At 55.9% G+C, this 19,625-nt stretch carries 16 protein-coding genes; 4 read left to right on the top strand and 12 right to left on the bottom strand.

The window, feature by feature from the left end:
• Positions 1–14: 14 nt before the first annotated feature.
• Positions 15–1,352 (top strand): NADP-specific glutamate dehydrogenase, encoded by a 1,338-nt coding sequence (gene gdhA / locus QZT71_RS04885; protein WP_295913263.1) that lies wholly within the window; start codon positions 15–17, stop codon positions 1,350–1,352.
• Between the two features lie 70 nt (positions 1,353–1,422).
• Here the strand turns inward: gdhA and QZT71_RS04890 are convergent, their stop codons facing one another.
• The 7 genes from QZT71_RS04890 to QZT71_RS04920 form a co-directional block, all read right to left on the bottom strand.
• Positions 1,423–2,673, bottom strand: coding sequence for a phosphatase PAP2 family protein (locus tag QZT71_RS04890; protein ID WP_295913266.1), 1,251 nt, complete (start codon positions 2,671–2,673; stop codon positions 1,423–1,425).
• An 11-nt stretch (positions 2,674–2,684) separates the two neighbouring features.
• Entirely contained in the window at positions 2,685–5,258 is a 2,574-nt protein-coding gene (locus QZT71_RS04895; RefSeq protein ID WP_295913268.1) for a calcium-translocating P-type ATPase, PMCA-type, read from the bottom strand.
• A 7-nt stretch (positions 5,259–5,265) separates the two neighbouring features.
• Positions 5,266–6,708, bottom strand: a complete 1,443-nt coding sequence (rodA, locus tag QZT71_RS04900; protein ID WP_295913272.1) for a rod shape-determining protein RodA — start codon at positions 6,706–6,708, stop codon at positions 5,266–5,268.
• Positions 6,698–8,524 carry a penicillin-binding protein 2 gene (locus tag QZT71_RS04905; protein WP_295913277.1) on the bottom strand — a complete coding sequence of 609 codons (1,827 nt, stop codon included), beginning with the start codon at positions 8,522–8,524 and terminating at the stop codon, positions 6,698–6,700. The genes rodA and QZT71_RS04905 overlap by 11 nt, the downstream gene beginning before the upstream one ends.
• A complete protein-coding gene (locus QZT71_RS04910) occupies positions 8,521–9,039 on the bottom strand; it encodes a rod shape-determining protein MreD (RefSeq protein WP_295913281.1) in 519 nt (172 codons plus the stop codon). Before QZT71_RS04910 ends, QZT71_RS04905 begins: the two co-directional genes overlap by 4 nt.
• Positions 9,040–9,894, bottom strand: a complete 855-nt coding sequence (mreC, locus tag QZT71_RS04915) for a rod shape-determining protein MreC (RefSeq protein WP_295913282.1) — start codon at positions 9,892–9,894, stop codon at positions 9,040–9,042.
• Between the two features lie 193 nt (positions 9,895–10,087).
• Positions 10,088–11,107: a rod shape-determining protein gene (locus QZT71_RS04920; RefSeq protein ID WP_295913284.1), complete on the bottom strand. Its 1,020-nt coding sequence runs from the start codon at positions 11,105–11,107 to the stop codon at positions 10,088–10,090.
• Between the two features lie 198 nt (positions 11,108–11,305).
• Between QZT71_RS04920 and QZT71_RS04925 the strand changes: the two genes are divergently transcribed.
• The 3 genes from QZT71_RS04925 to QZT71_RS04935 all read left to right on the top strand — a co-directional run bounded on the left by QZT71_RS04925 (position 11,306) and on the right by QZT71_RS04935 (position 14,588).
• Positions 11,306–12,313 (top strand): NAD(P)H-dependent glycerol-3-phosphate dehydrogenase, encoded by a 1,008-nt coding sequence (locus QZT71_RS04925; protein ID WP_295913287.1) that lies wholly within the window; start codon positions 11,306–11,308, stop codon positions 12,311–12,313.
• A 7-nt stretch (positions 12,314–12,320) separates the two neighbouring features.
• Positions 12,321–13,652 carry a glucose-6-phosphate isomerase gene (locus QZT71_RS04930; protein ID WP_295913295.1) on the top strand — a complete coding sequence of 444 codons (1,332 nt, stop codon included), beginning with the start codon at positions 12,321–12,323 and terminating at the stop codon, positions 13,650–13,652.
• A gap of 216 nt (positions 13,653–13,868) precedes the next feature.
• Positions 13,869–14,588 carry a rubrerythrin family protein gene (locus tag QZT71_RS04935; protein ID WP_295913299.1) on the top strand — a complete coding sequence of 240 codons (720 nt, stop codon included), beginning with the start codon at positions 13,869–13,871 and terminating at the stop codon, positions 14,586–14,588.
• Positions 14,589–14,672: 84 nt separating this feature from the next.
• On the opposite strand, the gene QZT71_RS04940 is transcribed toward QZT71_RS04935, so the two are convergent.
• The 5 genes from QZT71_RS04940 to QZT71_RS04960 form a co-directional block, all read right to left on the bottom strand.
• Positions 14,673–15,788 (bottom strand): glycosyltransferase, encoded by a 1,116-nt coding sequence (locus tag QZT71_RS04940; RefSeq protein ID WP_295913302.1) that lies wholly within the window; start codon positions 15,786–15,788, stop codon positions 14,673–14,675.
• Positions 15,785–16,543: a glycosyltransferase family 2 protein gene (locus QZT71_RS04945; RefSeq protein ID WP_295913310.1), complete on the bottom strand. Its 759-nt coding sequence runs from the start codon at positions 16,541–16,543 to the stop codon at positions 15,785–15,787. The genes QZT71_RS04940 and QZT71_RS04945 overlap by 4 nt, the downstream gene beginning before the upstream one ends.
• Positions 16,544–16,614: 71 nt before the next feature.
• Positions 16,615–17,439: a glycosyltransferase gene (locus tag QZT71_RS04950; protein WP_295913314.1), complete on the bottom strand. Its 825-nt coding sequence runs from the start codon at positions 17,437–17,439 to the stop codon at positions 16,615–16,617.
• A 4-nt stretch (positions 17,440–17,443) separates the two neighbouring features.
• Positions 17,444–18,595, bottom strand: coding sequence for a glycosyltransferase family 4 protein (locus QZT71_RS04955; RefSeq protein ID WP_295913317.1), 1,152 nt, complete (start codon positions 18,593–18,595; stop codon positions 17,444–17,446).
• A gap of 8 nt (positions 18,596–18,603) precedes the next feature.
• On the bottom strand, positions 18,604–19,623 hold the full coding sequence (locus tag QZT71_RS04960; protein ID WP_295913319.1) for an EpsG family protein: 1,020 nt from the start codon (positions 19,621–19,623) through the stop codon (positions 18,604–18,606).
• Positions 19,624–19,625: the final 2 nt, after the last annotated feature.

The raw sequence follows: 19,625 nt of genomic DNA on the forward strand, positions 1-19,625 counted from the left end.
AAACTTCAGGCAATATGAATGTAAACAAATTAATGGCGGAACTTGAGCGCAAGCACCCCGGCGAAAGCGAATACCTGCAGGCCGTGCGCGAAGTTCTCATGACGGTAGAGGACACCTACAACCAGCATCCGGAATTCGAGGCCAACCGCATCGCAGAGCGTATCGTGGAGCCTGACCGCAGTTTTACTTTCAAGGTGGTCTGGGTAGACGACAAGGGCGAGGTGCAGGTCAACACCGGCTACCGCGTCCAGTTCAACAACGCAATCGGCCCCTACAAGGGAGGCCTGCGTTTCCACCCCTCGGTGAACCCCTCGATTCTGAAATTCCTCGGCTTCGAGCAAATCTTCAAAAATGCGCTGACGACGCTGCCGATGGGCGGTGCCAAAGGCGGCTCGGACTTCAACCCCAAAGGCAAGTCAAACGGGGAGGTCATGCGTTTCTGCCAGGCCTTTATGGTCGAGCTGTGGCGCCATATCGGCCCTGAAACGGACGTTCCCGCCGGTGATATCGGCGTGGGCGGCCGCGAAATCGGCTACCTCTACGGCATGTACCGCAAACTGGCGCGCGAAAATACGGGCGTACTGACCGGCAAGGGCATGACCTACGGCGGTTCGCTGATTCGTCCCGAGGCCACGGGCTTCGGTGCGGTATACTTCCTGCGCCAGATGCTCGAAAAGGCGGGCATGGACATCAAGGGCCAGACCATCGCCATCTCGGGCTTCGGCAACGTGGCATGGGGTGCTGCGACCAAAGCGACCGAGCTGGGCGCCAAAGTCGTGACAATCTCGGGCCCCGACGGATACATCTACGACCCCGAAGGCCTCAACGCCGAAAAGATCGCCTACATGCTCGAACTCCGCGCGTCGAACAACGACGTGGTGGAACCCTATGCGCGCAAATTCCCCAACGCACAGTTCTTCGCAGGCAAAAAGCCGTGGGAGGTCAAGGTCGACATCGCCATGCCGTGCGCCACGCAGAACGAGCTGGACGGCGAGGATGCCAAGAAACTGCTGGCCAACGGCGTGAAGCTCGTGGCCGAAGTTTCGAACATGGGCTGCCGCCCCGAGGCCATCGACGCTTTCATCGCGGCGAAGATTCCCTACGGACCGGGCAAGGCCGTCAACGCGGGCGGCGTAGCCACTTCGGGACTGGAAATGACGCAGAACGCCCAGAAACTCAACTGGACGGCCGAGGAGGTCGACGCCAAACTGCACCAAATCATGTCGTCGATACACCACGCCTGCCTCGAATACGGCACCGAAAAAGACGGCTTCGTCAACTACATGAAAGGCGCCAACATCGCCGGCTTCATGAAAGTCGCCAAATCGATGGTCGAACAGGGCGTCCTGTAAAACCGGGTACATGCTATAAAAAAGCGGGCTTCCTCACACAGGGAGCCCGCTTTTTCATCATAGCTGCCGTCTAAAACACGGCGCAGGCCTCCAGCGTCAGCATCAACTTGTGCAGCCGCTGGCGGGAACCGCCTGCAAAAGGCGGAGCCATGTCGTAGTCGGTCGCGAACCGGATTCCGAAATTCTGGCTGGCAAGGTAGGTCGACGAGATGCCCGTGCCGAGCACAAAACCGCCGCGCCCGCCCAGCTCGTACAAGGAGGTTCGGCAGGTTTTGTAATGTTCGAATCCACCGAGCGCCTTCGCCCCCAGCAACCACCGTGCGGAGAGCGGATAGGAGAGGTAAAGCCCCGCCGCCACGGAACAGGATTCGAAGTCGCTGTCCTGCGAAACGCCGTTGACGCTCATTTCCAGATTGGTCACGGCCAGACGGCCTCCCACGCCGACATAGGGCGAGGCGAACCAGGCCCCCTGCACGCCGACGGTCGGGCCCGCTTTGAATTCGGTGTGCATGCCCGGATAAGGCATATAGGAACCGGGCACGATCGTCAGGCCCAGTTCAAAGCTGATGAACGAAGGCCTGCGGTAACGATCGTACACGAGTTGCGTTTCCGGGACATTCAACCCTTTGTTTTTGAAAATCAGGTCGGCGAGGAAATAGCCGAATTCCGTAGCCAGGATGCCGATGCCCGCCCCCACCATTACGTCGCTCATCCAGTGGCGGTTGTTGAGCTGGCGCGTGACGCCCGTTACCGTCGCGACGGTATAGGCACCGATACTGTACCACGGACTGCGGTGCCCGTACTCCTTGTGGAGCATCGTCGCCGTCATGAATACCGTCGCCGTATGGCCCGACGGAAAGGAGTTGCGGGAAGAGCCGTCGGGGCGCATCACGCGGCAGGAATATTTCAGGGAGTTGACGGCCGTCGCCATCAGCCCGACGGAAAAAGCGTCCGAAGCGAGCATGCGGCCCCACGAACTGCGGCCTTTGACGCCGCAGGCTTTCATCCCGAGCATCAGCGCCGCAGGAGCATATTGCAGGTAGTCATCGTAATCGTGGTGGAACGACTTGACGTAACCGTTGCGCAGGCGCCGGAAATCGGAGTCATAGGCCTGCATAACGACACCGCCGATGACCAGGGGCACACCGACGAAAGCCATCCGGTAGGCTTTCGAAGAGGTATGGCGGTCGATACGCCGGGCATAAGCGCTTTCGTGTGCCGGAACCAGGCATTCGTTTCCCAGGCTGTCCTGCATCTGCGCCGAAACGCAAAAAGGTGCTGCAAACGCTGCCAGCAGACTAAAAAAGAGGGATTGTTTCATCTACGGCGCCATCATCGCCTGCGCCGCACGGCCCGGACAATTTCACCGCCCACGGCGATGAGCGACGTGCAGCCGATGATGGCGGCCCACTCCCGCCATGCCAGCGGTTCGGTACGGAACACTTCGCCGCCGAATTCGACGATAAGCACCTGACCGACGGCGATAGCCAGCAGAATCAGGAAAAACTCCCTGCATCCGCGAAGGCACGTAAAGACCGAATGGCGTGTTTCGAAACCTTTGGCGTTGAACATATTCCAGAATTGCAGGAAAACGAACGTCGAGAAGAAAACCGTCAACTGGCGCACGGTCAGTCCGCCCGTCGTAATCGTCCACCAGAACAGCATGCTCAACAATACGGCGACCATGATGACGCCGCAGGTGAAAAGCGTGCGGGCCATGCCGGGGGTAATGATGAATTCGTCGCGCGGACGGGGCTTTTCGAGCATCACCTCGGGATTCGGCGGCAGCGAGGCCATCGCCATCGCCGCGAACGTATCCATGATGATGTTGACCCAGAGTATCTGCACCACGGTCAGCGGCATGTCGGTGCCGAACACCGCCCCGACGAAACAGATGAGGATGGCCGCGAAATTAATCGTAAGCTGGAACAGCACGAAGCGCTGGATGTTGCGGTAAAGCGAACGGCCCCACATCACGGCCGTGGCAATCGAGGCGAACGAGTCGTCGAGCAGCGTAATGTCGCTGGCGTCCTTGGCCACCGAAGTGCCCGACCCCATCGAGAGGCCCACATTGGCGAAATTCAGCGCCGGAGCGTCGTTCGTGCCGTCGCCCGTGACGGCGACCACTTCGCCGCACTGCTGCAGCAGCCGCACGAGCCGCTGCTTGTCGAGCGGTCGGGCGCGGGACATAATCTTCAGCTCCTGCACGCGCCCGAGCAACTCCTCGTCGCTCGCCGCGGCGAATTCCGTACCGGTCATATGGTTGCGGTCGTTGTCCCGGGCATCGTCCCAAAGACCGATTTGGCGGGCAATCTCCCGCGCCGTGGCCGGCGTATCGCCCGTGACGATTTTGACGTCGATCCCTGCCTTGAGGCAGCGGCCCACGGCATCGGGCACATCCTCGCGCACGGGGTCGGAAATCGCCGCAACGCCCGCGAAGTGCAACCCGTTTCCGGCGACCGCACGCTGGCAGTCCTCCTCGGCGGTTTCGGCCCACGCAACGGCGAGCGTACGCATCGCGCAGCCCTGGAACCCGAGCAGCTGCTCGGCGACCTGCGTGTCCTTGCCGTCGGGCAGGCACATGGCACGCACAATCTCGGGTGCGCCCTTGACGCAGACTATCCGGCGGCCCGAAACGCCGCTTTCGATAATCGTCGCCATATATTTACGCTCGGTCGAGAAGGTCAGGCGGTCGACAAGCTTCGCATCCGCACGCAACGGTTCGTAATCTTCGCCCTGCGACCGGAGCCACTCGAGCAGGGCCCCCTCGGTCGGATTGCCGATAACGGCGCCCGAAGCGTCGAGGAAAGCCGTCGAGTTGGCAGCGACAATCTCGGCGAAACCATGCATCGGCAAGTCGTCGTAGCGCACCACATCCTGCACGTGCATCCGGTTCTGGGTCAGCGTACCGGTCTTGTCGGTGCAGATGACCGTCACGGCGCCCATCGTTTCGCAGGCGTGCATGCGCCGCACGAGGTTGTTGGTCTTGAGCATGCGCCGCATGGACATGGCCAGCGACAGCGTAATGCTCATCGGCAGCCCCTCGGGAACGGCCATCACGATAATGGCCACCGAAACCATGAAGACATGCAGCACCTGCTGCGAAATCGTAAGCCAGTCCTGCTCCAGCAGGTCGCCGACGAAAACCGCCTTGCCGAGCATGACGCAGAAAATCGCAACGGAGAGTGCGATGCCGGCACGGCCGATGAGTTTCGAAAGGCGCGTCAGCTGGCGGTTGAGCGGGGTCTGCTCCTCGCTCTGGACAGTCGCCTGCTCGGTGACGCGCCCGGCCTCGGTCGCATCGCCCACGGCCGTTGTGACCATGATGCCGTAGCCGTCCGCCACGGTCGTACCCCGCAGGACGGCATTCGACGGATAGGTGGCATCGGAATCGAAATGCGCCTCGTCCACGGTCTTGTCCACTTCCGGCTCGCCGGTAAGCGTCGACTCGTTGATGCGCAGCGACACGGCTTCGACCAGCTCGCCGTCGGCCGGAACGGTTTCACCGCTCTCGATGTAAAGCACATCGCCCACGACAACGTCGCGGCGCGGAATTTCCCGTATCGTACCGTCGCGCATCGCTTTGACCGGAATATCGTCGTTGACCTGGTTCAGCCGCCGGAAGCGCCGCATGGCGTCCCACTCGAACCAGAAGCCGACACAGGTAGCCAGGATGATGGCGCAGATTATGCCGATGGACTCCGTGAAATCCTTATGCACGAAACCGATGGCGAGCGAAAGCACCGCCGCCAGCAGCAGGATGCGGATAATCGGGTCGCGGAATTTGTCGGCCAGCAGTTTCCAGACCGAATCATCTTTCGGCGGGGTGATTATGTTGTCGCCGTGTTTTTGGCGGCTTTCGGCGACTTGCTGCGCCGTGAGGCCCCGGGGATTGTAACGAATCATCTGTTTGTCAATATTTATTCAGGGAAAACTGCCGCGTCGACGCATCGAGCCGCACGGCAATGAACAATAGGATTGTAAAGGCGATCAGTGACGAACCGCCGTAACTCATGAAAGGCAGCGGAATGCCCATGACAGGCATCAGGCCGATGGTCATACCCACGTTCACCAGCACGTGGAACAACAGAATCGCCGCGACGCAATAGCAATAGATGCGGCCGAAGGGCTCCTGCTGCCGCTCGCCCATGCGCATCAGGCGTAGAATCAGCAGGCACAGCAGCGCCAGGACGGCCATCGTCCCCACGAAGCCCCACTCCTCGCCCACCGTGCAGAAGATGAAGTCGGTGTGCCGCTCGGGAACGAAGCCGTATTTGATTTGGGTTCCTTCCAGGAAACCCTTGCCCCAGAAACCGCCCGAGCCGATGGCGATTTTCGACTGGTTGACATTGTAGTCCGTGCCGAGCGGATCGCTGATGATGCCCAGGAAACTCAATATGCGGTCGCGCTGGTGCTGCTTGAGAATCGAGTTGAAGATATAGTCGGTCGTGGGCAGGAAAACCATCGTACAGAGGAACAGCCCCATCGTGATGAAGATGTTGTTGAGGTTCGAGCGGTAGGCATACGCCGCAACGCCGACCAGCGACAACAGCGTCACGGTCAGCAGGCAGGCGTGCAGATCCATGAACCCCGGGGCGAGGAGCCCCATCACCATGCAGAGCAGGATACTCGCCAGCGCCAGCCCGGCGAGATAGATGATGCGCGAGCGCCACAGGCCGTTCATCATCGCCTCGGAAAGCGTGCACACCAGGATAATCGACACGAGCAGCGTCATGGGCGAAAGCAGGAACGAGAAGATGAACAGCGCGGCAATCAGCAGCACCGGAATGCAGAGCCACTTATTGAGTCCCTCGCGGTAGAGCACGAAGAGGAACGAGCCGAGCACGATACCCGAACCAGTGTCGTTCTGCAGGATGATGATGAACAGCGGAATGCAGATTACCACGCCCACCTTGAACAAATCGCCGGGGCGGTTGATCGAGAACGAGTAGGCGCTCATCACGCGCGCAAGCGCGAGCGCCGTGGCGATTTTAACGAATTCGACGGGCTGCACGCGCAGCGACCCGAACTCGAACCACGCCTTGGCGCCGTTGACCTCGCGTCCGAACACCAGCGCACCGAGCAGCAGGACAAGTCCCGCGAAATAGGCCGGATAGGCGAACATGTGGTAGTACCGCTCGTCGAGCAGCAGCACGACGAGCGCCGTGGTCCACGCTACGGCAATCCACATCAGCTGCTTCATATAGAAGTGCGAGAAGGAGAACAAATCGGCCGCCGTCTCGTCGTACGAAGCCGAAGTAATCGACACCCATCCCGCCGCCACAATCAACACATACAGCAGCACCGTCCAGAGGTCGACCCCGTAAAAAATACTGTTATGGCGGTTAGCGGTCATAGGCGGGATAATAGATGTTCATATTCTTGATATGCTCCAGCAAAGCCGGGCGGCGAATCGTATCCGTCAGGTAATACTCCTCCAAGAGGCTGGCGATAGGCAGGGCCGCCGAGGCGCCGAAACCGCCGTTCTCGACATAGACCGAGATGGCGATTTTCGGGTTGTCCTTCGGGGCGAACGACAGGAATGTCGAGTGATCGCGCCCGTGGGGGTTTTCGGCCGTACCGGTCTTGCCGCAGACGTCGAGCCCTTCGAGGCGCGCCAGGGTCGACGTGCCGCCCACGTTGACGCCCCTCCACATGCCGTCGACAATCGGTTCGAAATGTTTAGGGTCGACTTTCGTGTAATGGCGCTCGTAAAAACGGCGGTCGAGCGAATCCTGTCCCTCGATTTTCTTGACGATATGCGGAATGTAATAATAGCCGCGGTTGGCGACGATGGCCGCCAGGTTGGCCAGCTGCAGCGGCGTGCAGCCCAGCGCATCCTGCCCGATGGCGAGCGAGATTACGGTCAGCGAGTTCCACGAGCCCCGGTACTGGCGGTCGTAGAACGAACGGTCGGGCACGTAACCGCTGCCCTCGTCGAGGAAGTCGGAACCGAGCTTGCGGCCGAAACCGAAACTCTCAACGTACTCTTTCCAGACATCGAAACCCTCCTTGACGTTTTCGTATTTGCGGTTGTCGAGGATATCGCGGAAAACATAGCAGAAATAGGCGTTGCACGAGGTGGCCACGGCATAGCGCAAATCGAGCGGCGAAGCATGCACATGGCATTTCATGCGCCGCCGCCCGGCCTGGTAGCCCTCGTGGCAGACATGCATGTCCGAGGGACGGAGCACCCCTTCCTGCAGGCCGATGAGGCCCTGCACCAGTTTGAACGTCGATCCCGGCGGGTATTTGGCCTTCACGGCACGGCTGTAAAGCGGTTTGCGTTTGTTGCCGAGCATTTTCATGTAGTTGTTGCCGCGTTCGCGCCCCACCAGTTCGTCGGGGTCGTAGGTCGGCGAGGAAACCATCATCAGGATTTCGCCCGTCGAGGGTTCGATGGCCACGGCCGCGCCGACCTTGCCCCGCATCAGCTCCTCGCCCAACAGTTGCAGTCGGGCGTCGATGGTGCTGACGATGTATTTGCCCGGATCGGGCAGCGAGTCGTAAACGCCGTTCATGTAGGAACCCTTGATGGCACCGTGGGTATCTATCTCCTGGATGCGGACGCCCTTTTTTCCCTTGAGCAGAGGCTCGTAAGCCGACTCCACGCCTCCCATGCCCACATAGTCGCCGACTTTGTATTCGGGGTTCCGCTTGAGGAAATCGGGATTCACCTCGCTGACGAATCCCAGCAGGTTGCCGCCGATTTTGCGCGGATAACGCCGGACGGTGCGGTAGACTGTGTAGAATCCCCGGAAATTGCACTCGTCGAACCGGAGCTTGTCCTCCTTGGAAATATAATTCGTCACCACACGGGGCGCACGGGGACGCATCCGGGCGTTGGCCAGCTCTTTTTCGAGCTTCTCGCGCGAAAGGCCCAGCACGTCGCACATGCGTGCCGTATCGAATCCGTGTTTGTCGATTTCGCTGTAAATCACCATCAGGTCGTAGCACTCGCGGCTCTGCACGAGGTATTCCCCGTTGCGGTCGAACACCTCGCCGCGCGGCGGGTACTGCACGACATGGCGCAGCACATTGGCCTTGGCCAGTTCGTTGTAACGCGAATCGACAAGCTGGATATAGGCCAGGCGCCCGGCAATCAGCAGGAAGATGAAGAGCACCACGCACTGCAACGTGCGCATCCGGACGAAACCCTCGGAGTTTCTCATACGCGGACGGGAAGTTTGGCGGTGAAAATCCGGGCGATAATCCAGACAAAGGCCACGGACACGGCGCTGCTCGCGACGATACGCACCAGCGTACGCACGAGATGCGTCCATGAAAGGGCCTCCAGCGAGAAAAAGAGGGCGTGGTGCACCAGCACCAGCACGACGATGTAGTTCAGAAACACCCGCTTACCGAGGCGGCCGGTGCAGGGGATACCGCCCTCGCGCATGTCGTCACGGCCGTACAGCACCCCGAGAAGCGCCGGACGGACGAACGCGATGAACAGCGTGGCGATGGTGTTCACCCCCGCGGCCCCCATCGCAAAGTCCATCGTCACGCCCACGGCCAGGCCCGACAGCAGCAATACGATTGGCGGCGTATCGAGCGGCAGCAGGGCGATGAAAGCCACGTAGACGAGCGGATTGAGGTAAATGCTGATCGACAGGTTGTCGAACAGGAAAACCTGCAAAAGCACCGTCACTACGAAGAGCATGAAATATGGAAGCGTCCTGTACATCTAATTCAGCCGGGTATGTTGTTCTACTTTTTCACTGTTCTGCAGACCGCGCACCTCCGACATATCGCGGTTCTCGACGAGAATCACGTCCGTCAGGCGCGACATTTCGGCCGCCAGCCTCACATGCACCTTATAGGCCGTGCGGGTTTCGTTCAGCTCGGCGCTTTCGACCCAGCCGATGAGCACGTCGGCCGGGAAATACTGCGAAAACCCGGTCGTAACGACCTCCTGCCCGGGCTGCGGCTCGGCATATTTCGACAATTCGTCCAGCACCACGGTATGCGGGTCGACCCCGTCCCAGTAAATCGAGCCGAAGTAATCGTCCCCGACGAGTTTGCCGCTGGCGCGGAATGAGGTGTTGAGCACCGACATCACCACCGAATAACGCTCCGAGCAGTCGACCACGTAGCCCGCCATCGAGCCGTCCGAAGCGAGCAGCGCCATCTCCTCGACGACCCCGTCGCGGCGGCCGCGGTTCAGGACAATCAGGTTCTGCGCCCGGTTGACCGTATTGGAAATCACCGAAGCGGTCATGACGCGGTACTTCGAAGCCCCGAGTTCCTGCATGTAGCTGTCGAGCCGCACCACGTCGCCGATCTCTTCGGACATGGCGAGCCGCTCTTTGAGCTCGGCCACATACGCAAGCAGGTTGCGGTTCTCCCGTCCGAGCGAAAAATAATGCCGGATGCCCGCAAACAGGCCGTGCACGCCCCCGACCACCTGGTTCGAGCGTGCCAGCAGCCGCGCCTGCGTGTAGTAGGTCGAGTGGGCGTAGTAGCTGATGGCTATGGCCTCGAGCACGACGAACAGCACCACGACATAGGTACTCCGGATGAACTCTAAAAGCTTGCGCAAGGTTTCTCGTTAATTTGAGATTGCGGACACCGGGCCCGCAATCATTATTTCGCATGGGCCGGATTTTACTCCGGTCCGTTTCGTATCCTTTTTTCTCCGCCTTCTGTGCCGGGAGGCCTCCGCACTGCGCAAACCTGCCGGCACCCCGCAGGCCGCTCGGCGGGCGAAATCCCGGAGCCGCTCCGCGGGCAGATTACTTCATCAAGAACGAGAAGCGGTTGATGTTCTTCAGTGCGATGCCCGTACCGCGTGCAATGGCACGCAGCGGATCTTCGGCCACATGGAACGGAATGCCGGTCTTTTCGTTCAGGCGTCGGTCGAGGCCCTTTATGAGGGCGCCGCCGCCCGCCAGGTAAATACCGTTCTTCACGATGTCGGCGTAAAGCTCGGGCGGCATCGACTCGAGCACCTTCATCAGCGCGGCGTCGATCTTCGTGAGCGACTTCTCGAGGGCATAGGCGATTTCGCTGTAACTCAACGACACGGTCTGCGGCAGGGCCGTCAGCATGTTGGGGCCCGTCACCACGAAGTCCTCGGGCTCTTCCTCCAAGTCGGAAACGGCGGCGCCGATCGAACATTTGATGGCTTCGGCCGTGCGTTCGCCGATACGGATGTTGTGCTGCTGGCGCACGTAACTCTGGATGTCGTTGGTAAAGACGTCGCCGGCGATATTGATCGACTCGGAGCAGACGATGCCGCCCAGCGAAATGCAGGCGATCTCCGACGTACCGCCGCCGATATCGATGACCATGTTGCCCTCGGGCGCTTCGACATCGAGGCCGGCGCCCAGCGCGGCGGCCATCGGTTCGTAGATCATGTAGACTTCGCGGCCGCCGGCGTGCTCGGCCGAGTCGCGCACGGCACGTATCTCGACATTGGTCGAACCCGACGGGATGCAAATCACCATCCGCAGCGAAGGGGCGAAAAGGCTGCCCGAGGTCTTGACTTTCTTGATCATCCCGCGCAGCATCAGCTCCGTAGCGTTGAAGTCGGCTATCACACCGTCTTTCAGGGGGCGGATCGTTTTGATGTTCGGATTGGTTTTCTCATGCATCTGGCGCGCCTGATGGCCGATGGCCACGAGTTTGCCCGTATGCACGTCGAGGGCCACGATCGACGGTTCGTCGACGACGACCTTGCCGTTATAAATTATCAGCGTGTTGGCCGTACCGAGGTCGATGGCCACCTCCTGTGTCAAAGAAAAAAGTCCCATAATGCAACACCCAACGGTTATGTTTCCACTAATTATTTTATTATCAACTTCATATATGCCGTTCGTTCCGGCCTTCCGCCGGAATCGCAATCCCAAGATGACATATCCGGACAAAGGTAGCAAAAAGCGAGGGATATTTTTACATTTTTTTATTATTTTTTTTGATTACATTTGTACACCGAAACAATCGCTCCTTACATGGAATATAAAATCGGAAAAGAGGCCCGCTGCGCCGTCATCGGTTACGGCAGCTGGGCGACAGCCATCGTCGGGCTGCTCACAGCCAACGAATTGCGTGTAGGCTGGTATGTCCGCAATCCCGAAGTGCTCGACGGACTGCTCACCGAGGGCCGCAATCCCCGCTATTTGAGCGACGTGGAGTTCGACCGCGGGCGCATCGCCCCCTCCGACGACCTCGATGCCGTAGTCCGCGACGCCGACATCGTCATCCTGGCGACTCCCTCGGCCTACCTCAAGACATTCCTCGAACCGCTGACGGTTTCGCTGCACGACAAATTCATCGTTTCGGCCATCAAGGGCATCGTCCCGGGCGACTACAAAACCATCGTCGAATACATCCACGACCGCTACGAATTGTCCTACAAACAAATCGGCATCGTCACGGGCCCCTCGCACGCCGAAGAGGTTTCGCGCGGCAAGCTCTCCTACCTCACGGTGGTCTGCACCGATCCGGAGAACGCCCGGATGCTGGGGGCGAAATTCGCAACGGACTACATTCATTTGAGTTACTCGACCGACCTTTACGGCATCGAATATGCCGCAATCCTGAAAAACATTTACGCACTCTCGGTCGGCATCGCCGTCGGGCTGGGCTACGGCGACAACTTCCTCGCGGTGCTAATCGCCAACAGCGCCGGAGAGATGCGCCGGTTTCTCGAAGAGAGCTATCCGGCGGAACGCGACACGCTCGTTTCGGGCTACCTGGGCGACCTGCTCGTGACCTGCTATTCGGTATACAGCCGCAACCGCAGGCTCGGCCTGCTAATCGGGCACGGATGCACGGTCAAGAGCGCCCTGAACGAAATGACGATGGTGGCCGAGGGCTATTTCGCCGCGGACTGCATCCGCCACATCAACGCCCGCCACAAGGTCGAAATGCCGATTGCCGACATGGTCTACAACGTACTTTACCAGGGGGCGTCGGCCCGCAAATGCATGAAAGAACTGACAACCAAATTAATTTGACAATACCATGGAAACGATTAAATTAGACATCTCCAAAACGGGCATTGCGGTTTCGGCCGACTCCGCGACCAGGGCACAGGCAGCCAACGCACTGCTGCAGTCGGGCAAGGGTGCCGGCAACGACTTCCTGGGGTGGGTGCACCTCCCCTCGTCGATTTCGGCGGCCGACATCGAGGCCATCGAAAAGCAGGCGGCAAAACTCCGCGCGAAAGCCGAAGTCATCATCTGCATCGGCATCGGCGGTTCGTACCTGGGCGCCAAGGCCGTACTCGAGGCCATGAGCGATTCGTTCAAGTTCCTGCACAAAAAGCAGACGGCCCCCACGGTGCTCTTCGCAGGCCAGAACATCTCCGAGGATTACACCTACGAACTGCTCGAAGCCGTCAAGGAGTATTCAATCGCAACCATCGTCATCTCCAAATCGGGTACGACGACCGAACCGGCCATCGCATTCCGCCTGATAAAGGCCGAAATCGAGAAACGCTACGGCAAGAAAGAGGCTGCCGAGCGTATCGTGGCCATTACCGACAAGGCGCGCGGGGCGCTGAAGACGCTCGCCACCAACGAGGGTTACCCGACGTTCGTCATTCCCGACGACGTGGGCGGACGGTTCTCGGTGCTCACGCCCGTAGGCCTGCTGCCGCTGGCCGCAGCCGGCGTCGACATCGCCGAACTGGTGCGCGGCGCGCAGGAGATGGAGCGTGCGACGGCCGACGGCACGCCGTTCGAAAAGAACCCGGCTGCCATCTACGCCGCCGTGCGCAACGAACTCTACAACGGAGGCAAGAAAATCGAAATTCTCGGTTCCTACGAGCCCAAACTCCAGTATATCAACGAGTGGTGGAAACAGCTCTACGGCGAAAGCGAAGGTAAGGACGGCAAGGGCATCTTCCCGGCAAGCGTCACGCTGACGGCCGATTTGCACTCGATGGGGCAGTATATCCAGGACGGCGAGCGCACGTTGTTCGAAACCATCATCTCGGTAGCCAAACCCGCACATGAAGTGATTATCGAAGCCGACGGGGAAAACCTCGACGGCCTCAACTTCCTGGCCGGGAAACGCATCTCGGAGGTCAACCGCATGGCCGAACTGGGCGTGCAACTGGCGCATGTGGACGGCGGCGTGCCCAATATCCGCATCGAAATCCCGGAAATCGGCGAGCACGCCATTGGCGCCCTGCTCTACTTCTTCGAAAAAGCCTGCGGCATCAGCGGCTATATGCTCGGCGTCAATCCGTTCGACCAGCCCGGCGTGGAGGCCTACAAGAAGAACATGTTCGCCCTGCTGGACAAACCCGGCTACGAAGAGGCGTCGAAAGCCATCAAGGCCCGGCTGTAAGCACACCGGCATACGGTAAAAGGCGGAACCTTTCGTGTTCCGCCTTTTGCTTTGCCCGCCGGGCTGCAGTCCATGCCGACACGTCCGGCACGAAACCCCGTGCGACACCCCGCAGGGCATACGGTGCAGGCTCCTCTGGCATAAAAAATGCATTCGCGGGAATAAATCCCCCAAAAGAATTCACTCCATTGCAAGCCTATGAAAGTCCGCCCGTTATTGGTACTGCTGTTATTCGTGGTATCGACATGTATCCTCATCTGGATATTCTTCGCAGCGATGCGCGAGCGCAAGTCGCCGCAGCACTCGCCGTGGGAGGAAATCCTGTCGGATTTGGACGCATGCTGCCGCCGTAAACACATCCAATCGGCACAGTTCGACCACTTTGCGGACATCGCTGCGAAAGAGCATCGGCACGATGCCGCACGGCTGTTCCGCGCCATGGCGTTCGCCGAACGGCTGCACGAATACAACTGCGCAGACGTAATCGTGCGGTCCGGCGGCAACTACACTCCGCCGGTAAAAGTCACGGTGTTCCACGGCACGACCGACAGCAACCTGCAACGAAGCATCGACTACGAACGCCGCACGCTCGAAACGCATTCCACGGACGACATCGGCCGGGCGCTCGCCAAAGGCAACCGCTATGCGGCCCGCACCTTAATCTGGGCACGTGCAGGGGATGTCCGGCACCTGGCGCTGATCGCACGCTGCCGCAGGACGGCACCCGGAGCCCAAACCCACACCGGCCACACACCCGGCATAAGCGCCGCCCCGGGAAATGAAGCCGGCGCATCTCCGGCCTCCGATCAGTCCGACAACCCCGCGGAGAGCTATCTGGTCTGCCCCGTATGCGGAAACATCTACGCCGCGGACTACTGCGACCCGTATTGCCCCCACTGCCTGACCGACGGCCGGCTGTTCATCCGGTTCGAATAAAAAAATGGACGGACTTTATAAAGTCCGTCCATTAATTGCCGGCAAAACCGGTCGTTTCCGAAATTTCCATCGGACAGCCCCCGGCTATAGGGAATCGTATATTTCCGCTATTTTGGCATCGATGCTTTCCCACGTAAAATTCCGTATCACACGCTCACGGCCGGCGGCTCCCATTCCCGCATGCATCTCGGAATCAGACAGCAACATATCGACGGCCCCGGCAAAAGCAGCCGCATTCCCGTTTTCCACTTCGATTCCGGTCACCCCGTTCAGATTGACGAAATTCACCCCCGATGTAGGAATCGTAAAAGTAACAGGCGGAGTTTTACAATACATGGCCTGTAACAAGACGATCCCGAATGCCTCGGCAGAAGTTATCGACGGGAAAGCAAATACGGATGCTGCATGCAGATATAGTTTCAACTCGTCGTCGGGAATTCGCCCGACAAAATGGATGCGCGGAGAATCCGACATGGCTTTCAGCTCCTCTGTTAAAGGGCCCTCTCCGCCGATTACGACCACACAATCGTTTTTTATCATCCTTTCAGCCTCTATCAGGTATTCGAACCCCTTATACGGGACATGCCGACCGAAAGCGAGCACGACCGGTTTATTGCCAAAACGCCGTTTTAACTCCTCAATGCGTTTTTCGTCATCAGGCGATATATCCAGATCATCGGTCGTAATCACATTTTCGACCACGGTACACTTTTTCTGAAATTTACCAAGGGCTGCCGCATCAGTCTGCAATTTAGGGCTCGTGGCAATAATAACATCTGCCCGCCGGAACAACCACTGTTCGATTGGCCGGTAGCAGGCATAGAGCATTTTCGACGTGCATATCTCGGCATGGTAGTGAACAATCAGTTTACACCGCCGCGGAATCACGAGAAGCAGATAAAGACTTACCAGCGGATTGGGAGCATGAAAATGGATGATATGCGGTTCGAAAGATGAAATCAGTCTTTTCAATCGGCCAAAATAAGAAAAAGAAACAGGCTGGCTGGCCACACTGGCAAAAGGCCCTACCCTGGTTATTTCAACACCTTCGTACACATCGTTCATACTGTCCCTATCGCCATTGAAGCAGACAACCCGATGCTGATACCGATGCGAATGCACGATAATTTCGTGGCACACAGTTTCAATCCCGCCTATATACGGCGGATAGAATTTCGAAATATGAAGAATTTTTTTCATGATACAGGATTAAAAAAAGACGAAATCCCCCAATGTCTTTTCAACAAGGCCCAAAAACATAATAATCGGTATTTCACCTTGAACATGAGCGAAAAAGAACTTTGCCTACAGGAACTCGACACAGTCGCCTCGTGCCTTCGATAAAATAAAAGGGGCTGATTTACAAAAGCGACCTTCCCGCGCAGGCAAGCCAGCAGCCCAAGCCAGATGTCGTGTGGAACGGTATGAGCAGGAAAAGGCAAGGCACTATCGAGCAACTCCCGACGAAAGGCCATACACGACCCGAGAAACGAATTGCGTATGAGATTACGAAGCACTCCGGGCCGCGAATCGTTAAGTTCAAAATAAGATTCATGCATGATCCGTAGAGAGGCGTCAGTGACCTTGCAGTCCGAGAGGACAAGCAGATGGTCGCGCAACGCCGAACTCATGACGTTCACCTTGCCCGGAAGCCATACGTCATCCTGGTCCGCCAAAAAAATAAAATCCCCCTTTGCATGATACAAGGCATTTTCAACATTGTGTGTCGTATAATCAAAAGTATGGGGAAACCGCACCAACTTGTCATGATGCAAAACCCTGATACGGGAATCGCCTATTCCAGAAATGATATCGAGTGTACAGTCAACCGATCCGTCATCGGATACGATTACTTCATCGTTTGGGCCTAATTGGGCAATAATGGAAACGAGTTGTTCGCGAATATATTTTTCACCGTTATATGTAGCAACACAGACAGAGATCATGAGACTCATTCATTGACAACCTACGTGTAGCAATGCGCGAGAAAAATCCCGCATTTATTATACACGTAAAATATTCAGCACTAAAATAAATAGCGGGTAAAAAAACATTTCAAAAAATAAACACTTCGGGTACGGATCGTCAAACCTATTGTATGTGACAAGACACAATATTGCCTGAATATCCAGTCCGCCATATCATAATATTCACAATTCCGGGCACAGGCAATATAGATATCGAACCGCTGTTTCAATTTTTCCGGATCAGTTTCCAAATTGGAAAAGTGCTGCATACACTCACAAGACAAAAGATAGAAACACCGGACACCGACATGCAACAATTTCCGGATAAATTGCATATCGGCAAAATCCAGCCATACCTTCTCATCGTATCCACCACTTTGCATAAACAATGAGGTTTTCACACACAACCCGCTATTGATAACCAAATACTGCCGGATGGGATAAGTCTTTTCTGCAACCAAATGCGTAGCCTGTTTTCTCCAACGCTTCATGGGCGACAACAAACTTTTACCAGACAATGACACCCGTGGCGCAAACACCTGGATTCCCGGATTCTCCTGAATAGCCTTCACATAAGATTGGAGAAAATTATCGGGTAGGACAGTATCCTGATCCAATAACAACACCCAGTCAAACCCCTTTTCTTCTGCATAACGGGCTGCCGCATTATAGGCGGCTCCCAAACCCGTATTTCCCGGACAATGGAAATAATGTATGTCTGGGAATTCAGAAAGCCCGACATCTGCCAACGGGGAATTATCATAAATGAAAAAATCGACAGTTGCATCACAATCCCCCACCTGCCTGTAAAGAGACAGAAAGGATGCGGACCGATTCAATTGCATTTTGTATAATACGACAACACACAAGATATTGACCGCCATACATCTATTTTTTTAATCTCTCAATAACTGGACACAGTACGCTTTGCCAGGACAGCTCCTGTAAATCGGAATTATTATATACGTCAACAACTGTCTTTCCATCAATAATATGCTGTAATACATCTTGCAAATGAGCAAAATCCTCTTGCTTTATAAACTCTCCGTATTTTCCTTCAATCAAATCGTGAGCAGCACCGACTTCGGTCGACACCAGATAGCAACCAAACCGTTTGGCCTCATTTAAAACAAGTCCGTAACTTTCCCAGCGCGAAGTAAGAACAAATACTTTGGCCCGATTATAATATTCCCATAAAGTCCGTTTATCGAAAATTGCCCCTATAAAAATCAACGAGTCCTTTTTATCCGGATGTGTTTTGAAAAAACGGTCAATTTCTATTTTAAAATGTGGTTCGACAGAACCGATAAAATAAAATTTCCAATCTTGCAGCTCAAGCTTTTCCAAAGCCTTAAGGAGCATTTCGGTATTTTTCTCTTCAGTTCCAAGCCGCCCGACCGTCAGCATGATATTTTCTTTTTCGGGAAAAGGTTTCGGAATAACCCCCAGGCGGCTCCGCAGGCGCTCATCGAATCCATTGGGAGCAAAGACCAGTTTATCTCCAAAAGCTAAATAAGGAGAACTACTTTCAGACATGGTATGAAACGCCTCCATCGTTTCACACGATATGACATCAATCTTTCTGATTGCCATCCTGTACAAACAACGCCTGACCCATTCACCCGGATTCCATCCCCAGGAAGAGGAGTTGGGAAATTTTTCAATAATATGCTGATTGGTATCGCATTTAACATATACTTTCCCCCGGGGATTAAAAACCTTGTAAAGAATAGCCTCGATTACAGTCTGAACAGAATAATGAAATCGCATTAAAATGTCGATTTTCTTCGCATGCCGAATCAGATACCACCAGAAAAACACAAGTTTGTACCAGCCATTGCCCCGGTCGCCGCGACGAAAAAGAAACCGGTACCGTATTCCGTCGAGCTCAACGGGAAAATCGCGGTTTGTTGCGCTTGTGAGCGACACAATCTCAACCTTGCATCCGAGCGCCCGCCCGAGGTAATCGGGCACACAAGTGACATCCTTGCCAACATGCTCGCGCTCCATGTAAAGAAATGTCATGGTCAGATTAGGCATAACTAATATTATTTAAGTAACTCTTCGATAAAAAGACGGCCATATATAATGGCGGCACTATACCCTACTATAATCCACTCACCCACCATACGAAACGGAATAAGGTAAAGCAGCATCGGGTAAAGCAGAATATCTACACAGGTCAATAGTTCCGTAATGCGAAGCCCGGCGACCAGACTGTTTTTAAAAAGTGGGAGAGCTGCTAGACCACAAGCCATGATCTTCAACAGTAAAGGAGCATAACGGTTAAAAATCGCTATTTTACGGACGTTCCACAAAAGAATCAAAAAAAGAGCAATTCGGGTCATTTGGAATGTTCCAAAAATATTGGCACCTCCGTCATCCGTAATTTCTACGCTATATATATCTATTTTACTCTGTACGAAATCAATGGGAATAAACGATAACAACGAGGTAAAGTAAATACCGCATAAAGAGAGAGTATACCCGCCCAAGATAACTCCCGACCAAGTATAGCGATTAATTTGTTTCCCGGACAGAAACCACAACGGAATCATCAGCAAAGCCGATGCATGGAACATCGTAGCAAGCAATACAAACATGAAATATTGCTTCCAGTTTTTTTCGTAAAGGGACTTTATCGAAAGCAGCAGAATACCACATGCTACGGAAGCACGTATTTGTGTCATATCCTGCAGAATCATCAGATTTCCAATCCATATGAGCAAACTCGGAAAGACAAAAGCCGAATAACGCTCGATAGCAATGAATTTAAGGGGTATACCAATCAGTGCATAAACCAACATCAAACCGACGACATTTCCTCCAAAGAGGTCCCGCACCAGAAACCGGATTACTAAAAACGTAGGCTCGACCAGCAACCAGTTTGTTCGGAACATTTCGTCATAAGCGGCATAATCCTTATCGATCTCACCGCGAAAGCCGACAATAAGCACTGCTGCCAGACAGAATGTCCAGTATATTATTTTTGCCCGTTGATTTTCATATGGAGGATTCCAGAGGCTAAAGGCAATACAAATGACGAAAAAGATAATGACTGAAATCATCA

The organism is uncultured Alistipes sp. (assembly GCF_902388705.1).
Lineage (GTDB): Bacteria > Bacteroidota > Bacteroidia > Bacteroidales > Rikenellaceae > Alistipes.

Coding starts and splice junctions, on each gene's coding strand:
- rodA (WP_295913272.1), bottom strand. CDS start 6,708: ATGACCGCTAACCGCCATAACAGTATTTTTTACGGGGTCGACCTCTGG.
- QZT71_RS04910 (WP_295913281.1), bottom strand. CDS start 9,039: ATGTACAGGACGCTTCCATATTTCATGCTCTTCGTAGTGACGGTGCTT.
- QZT71_RS04940 (WP_295913302.1), bottom strand. CDS start 15,788: ATGAAAAAAATTCTTCATATTTCGAAATTCTATCCGCCGTATATAGGC.
- QZT71_RS04960 (WP_295913319.1), bottom strand. CDS start 19,623: ATGATTTCAGTCATTATCTTTTTCGTCATTTGTATTGCCTTTAGCCTC.
- gdhA (WP_295913263.1), top strand. CDS start 15: ATGAATGTAAACAAATTAATGGCGGAACTTGAGCGCAAGCACCCCGGC.
- QZT71_RS04890 (WP_295913266.1), bottom strand. CDS start 2,673: ATGAAACAATCCCTCTTTTTTAGTCTGCTGGCAGCGTTTGCAGCACCT.
- QZT71_RS04955 (WP_295913317.1), bottom strand. CDS start 18,595: ATGCCTAATCTGACCATGACATTTCTTTACATGGAGCGCGAGCATGTT.
- QZT71_RS04930 (WP_295913295.1), top strand. CDS start 12,321: ATGGAAACGATTAAATTAGACATCTCCAAAACGGGCATTGCGGTTTCG.
- QZT71_RS04920 (WP_295913284.1), bottom strand. CDS start 11,107: ATGGGACTTTTTTCTTTGACACAGGAGGTGGCCATCGACCTCGGTACG.
- QZT71_RS04925 (WP_295913287.1), top strand. CDS start 11,306: ATGGAATATAAAATCGGAAAAGAGGCCCGCTGCGCCGTCATCGGTTAC.
- QZT71_RS04905 (WP_295913277.1), bottom strand. CDS start 8,524: ATGAGAAACTCCGAGGGTTTCGTCCGGATGCGCACGTTGCAGTGCGTG.
- QZT71_RS04895 (WP_295913268.1), bottom strand. CDS start 5,258: ATGATTCGTTACAATCCCCGGGGCCTCACGGCGCAGCAAGTCGCCGAA.
- QZT71_RS04945 (WP_295913310.1), bottom strand. CDS start 16,543: ATGAGTCTCATGATCTCTGTCTGTGTTGCTACATATAACGGTGAAAAA.
- QZT71_RS04950 (WP_295913314.1), bottom strand. CDS start 17,439: ATGGCGGTCAATATCTTGTGTGTTGTCGTATTATACAAAATGCAATTG.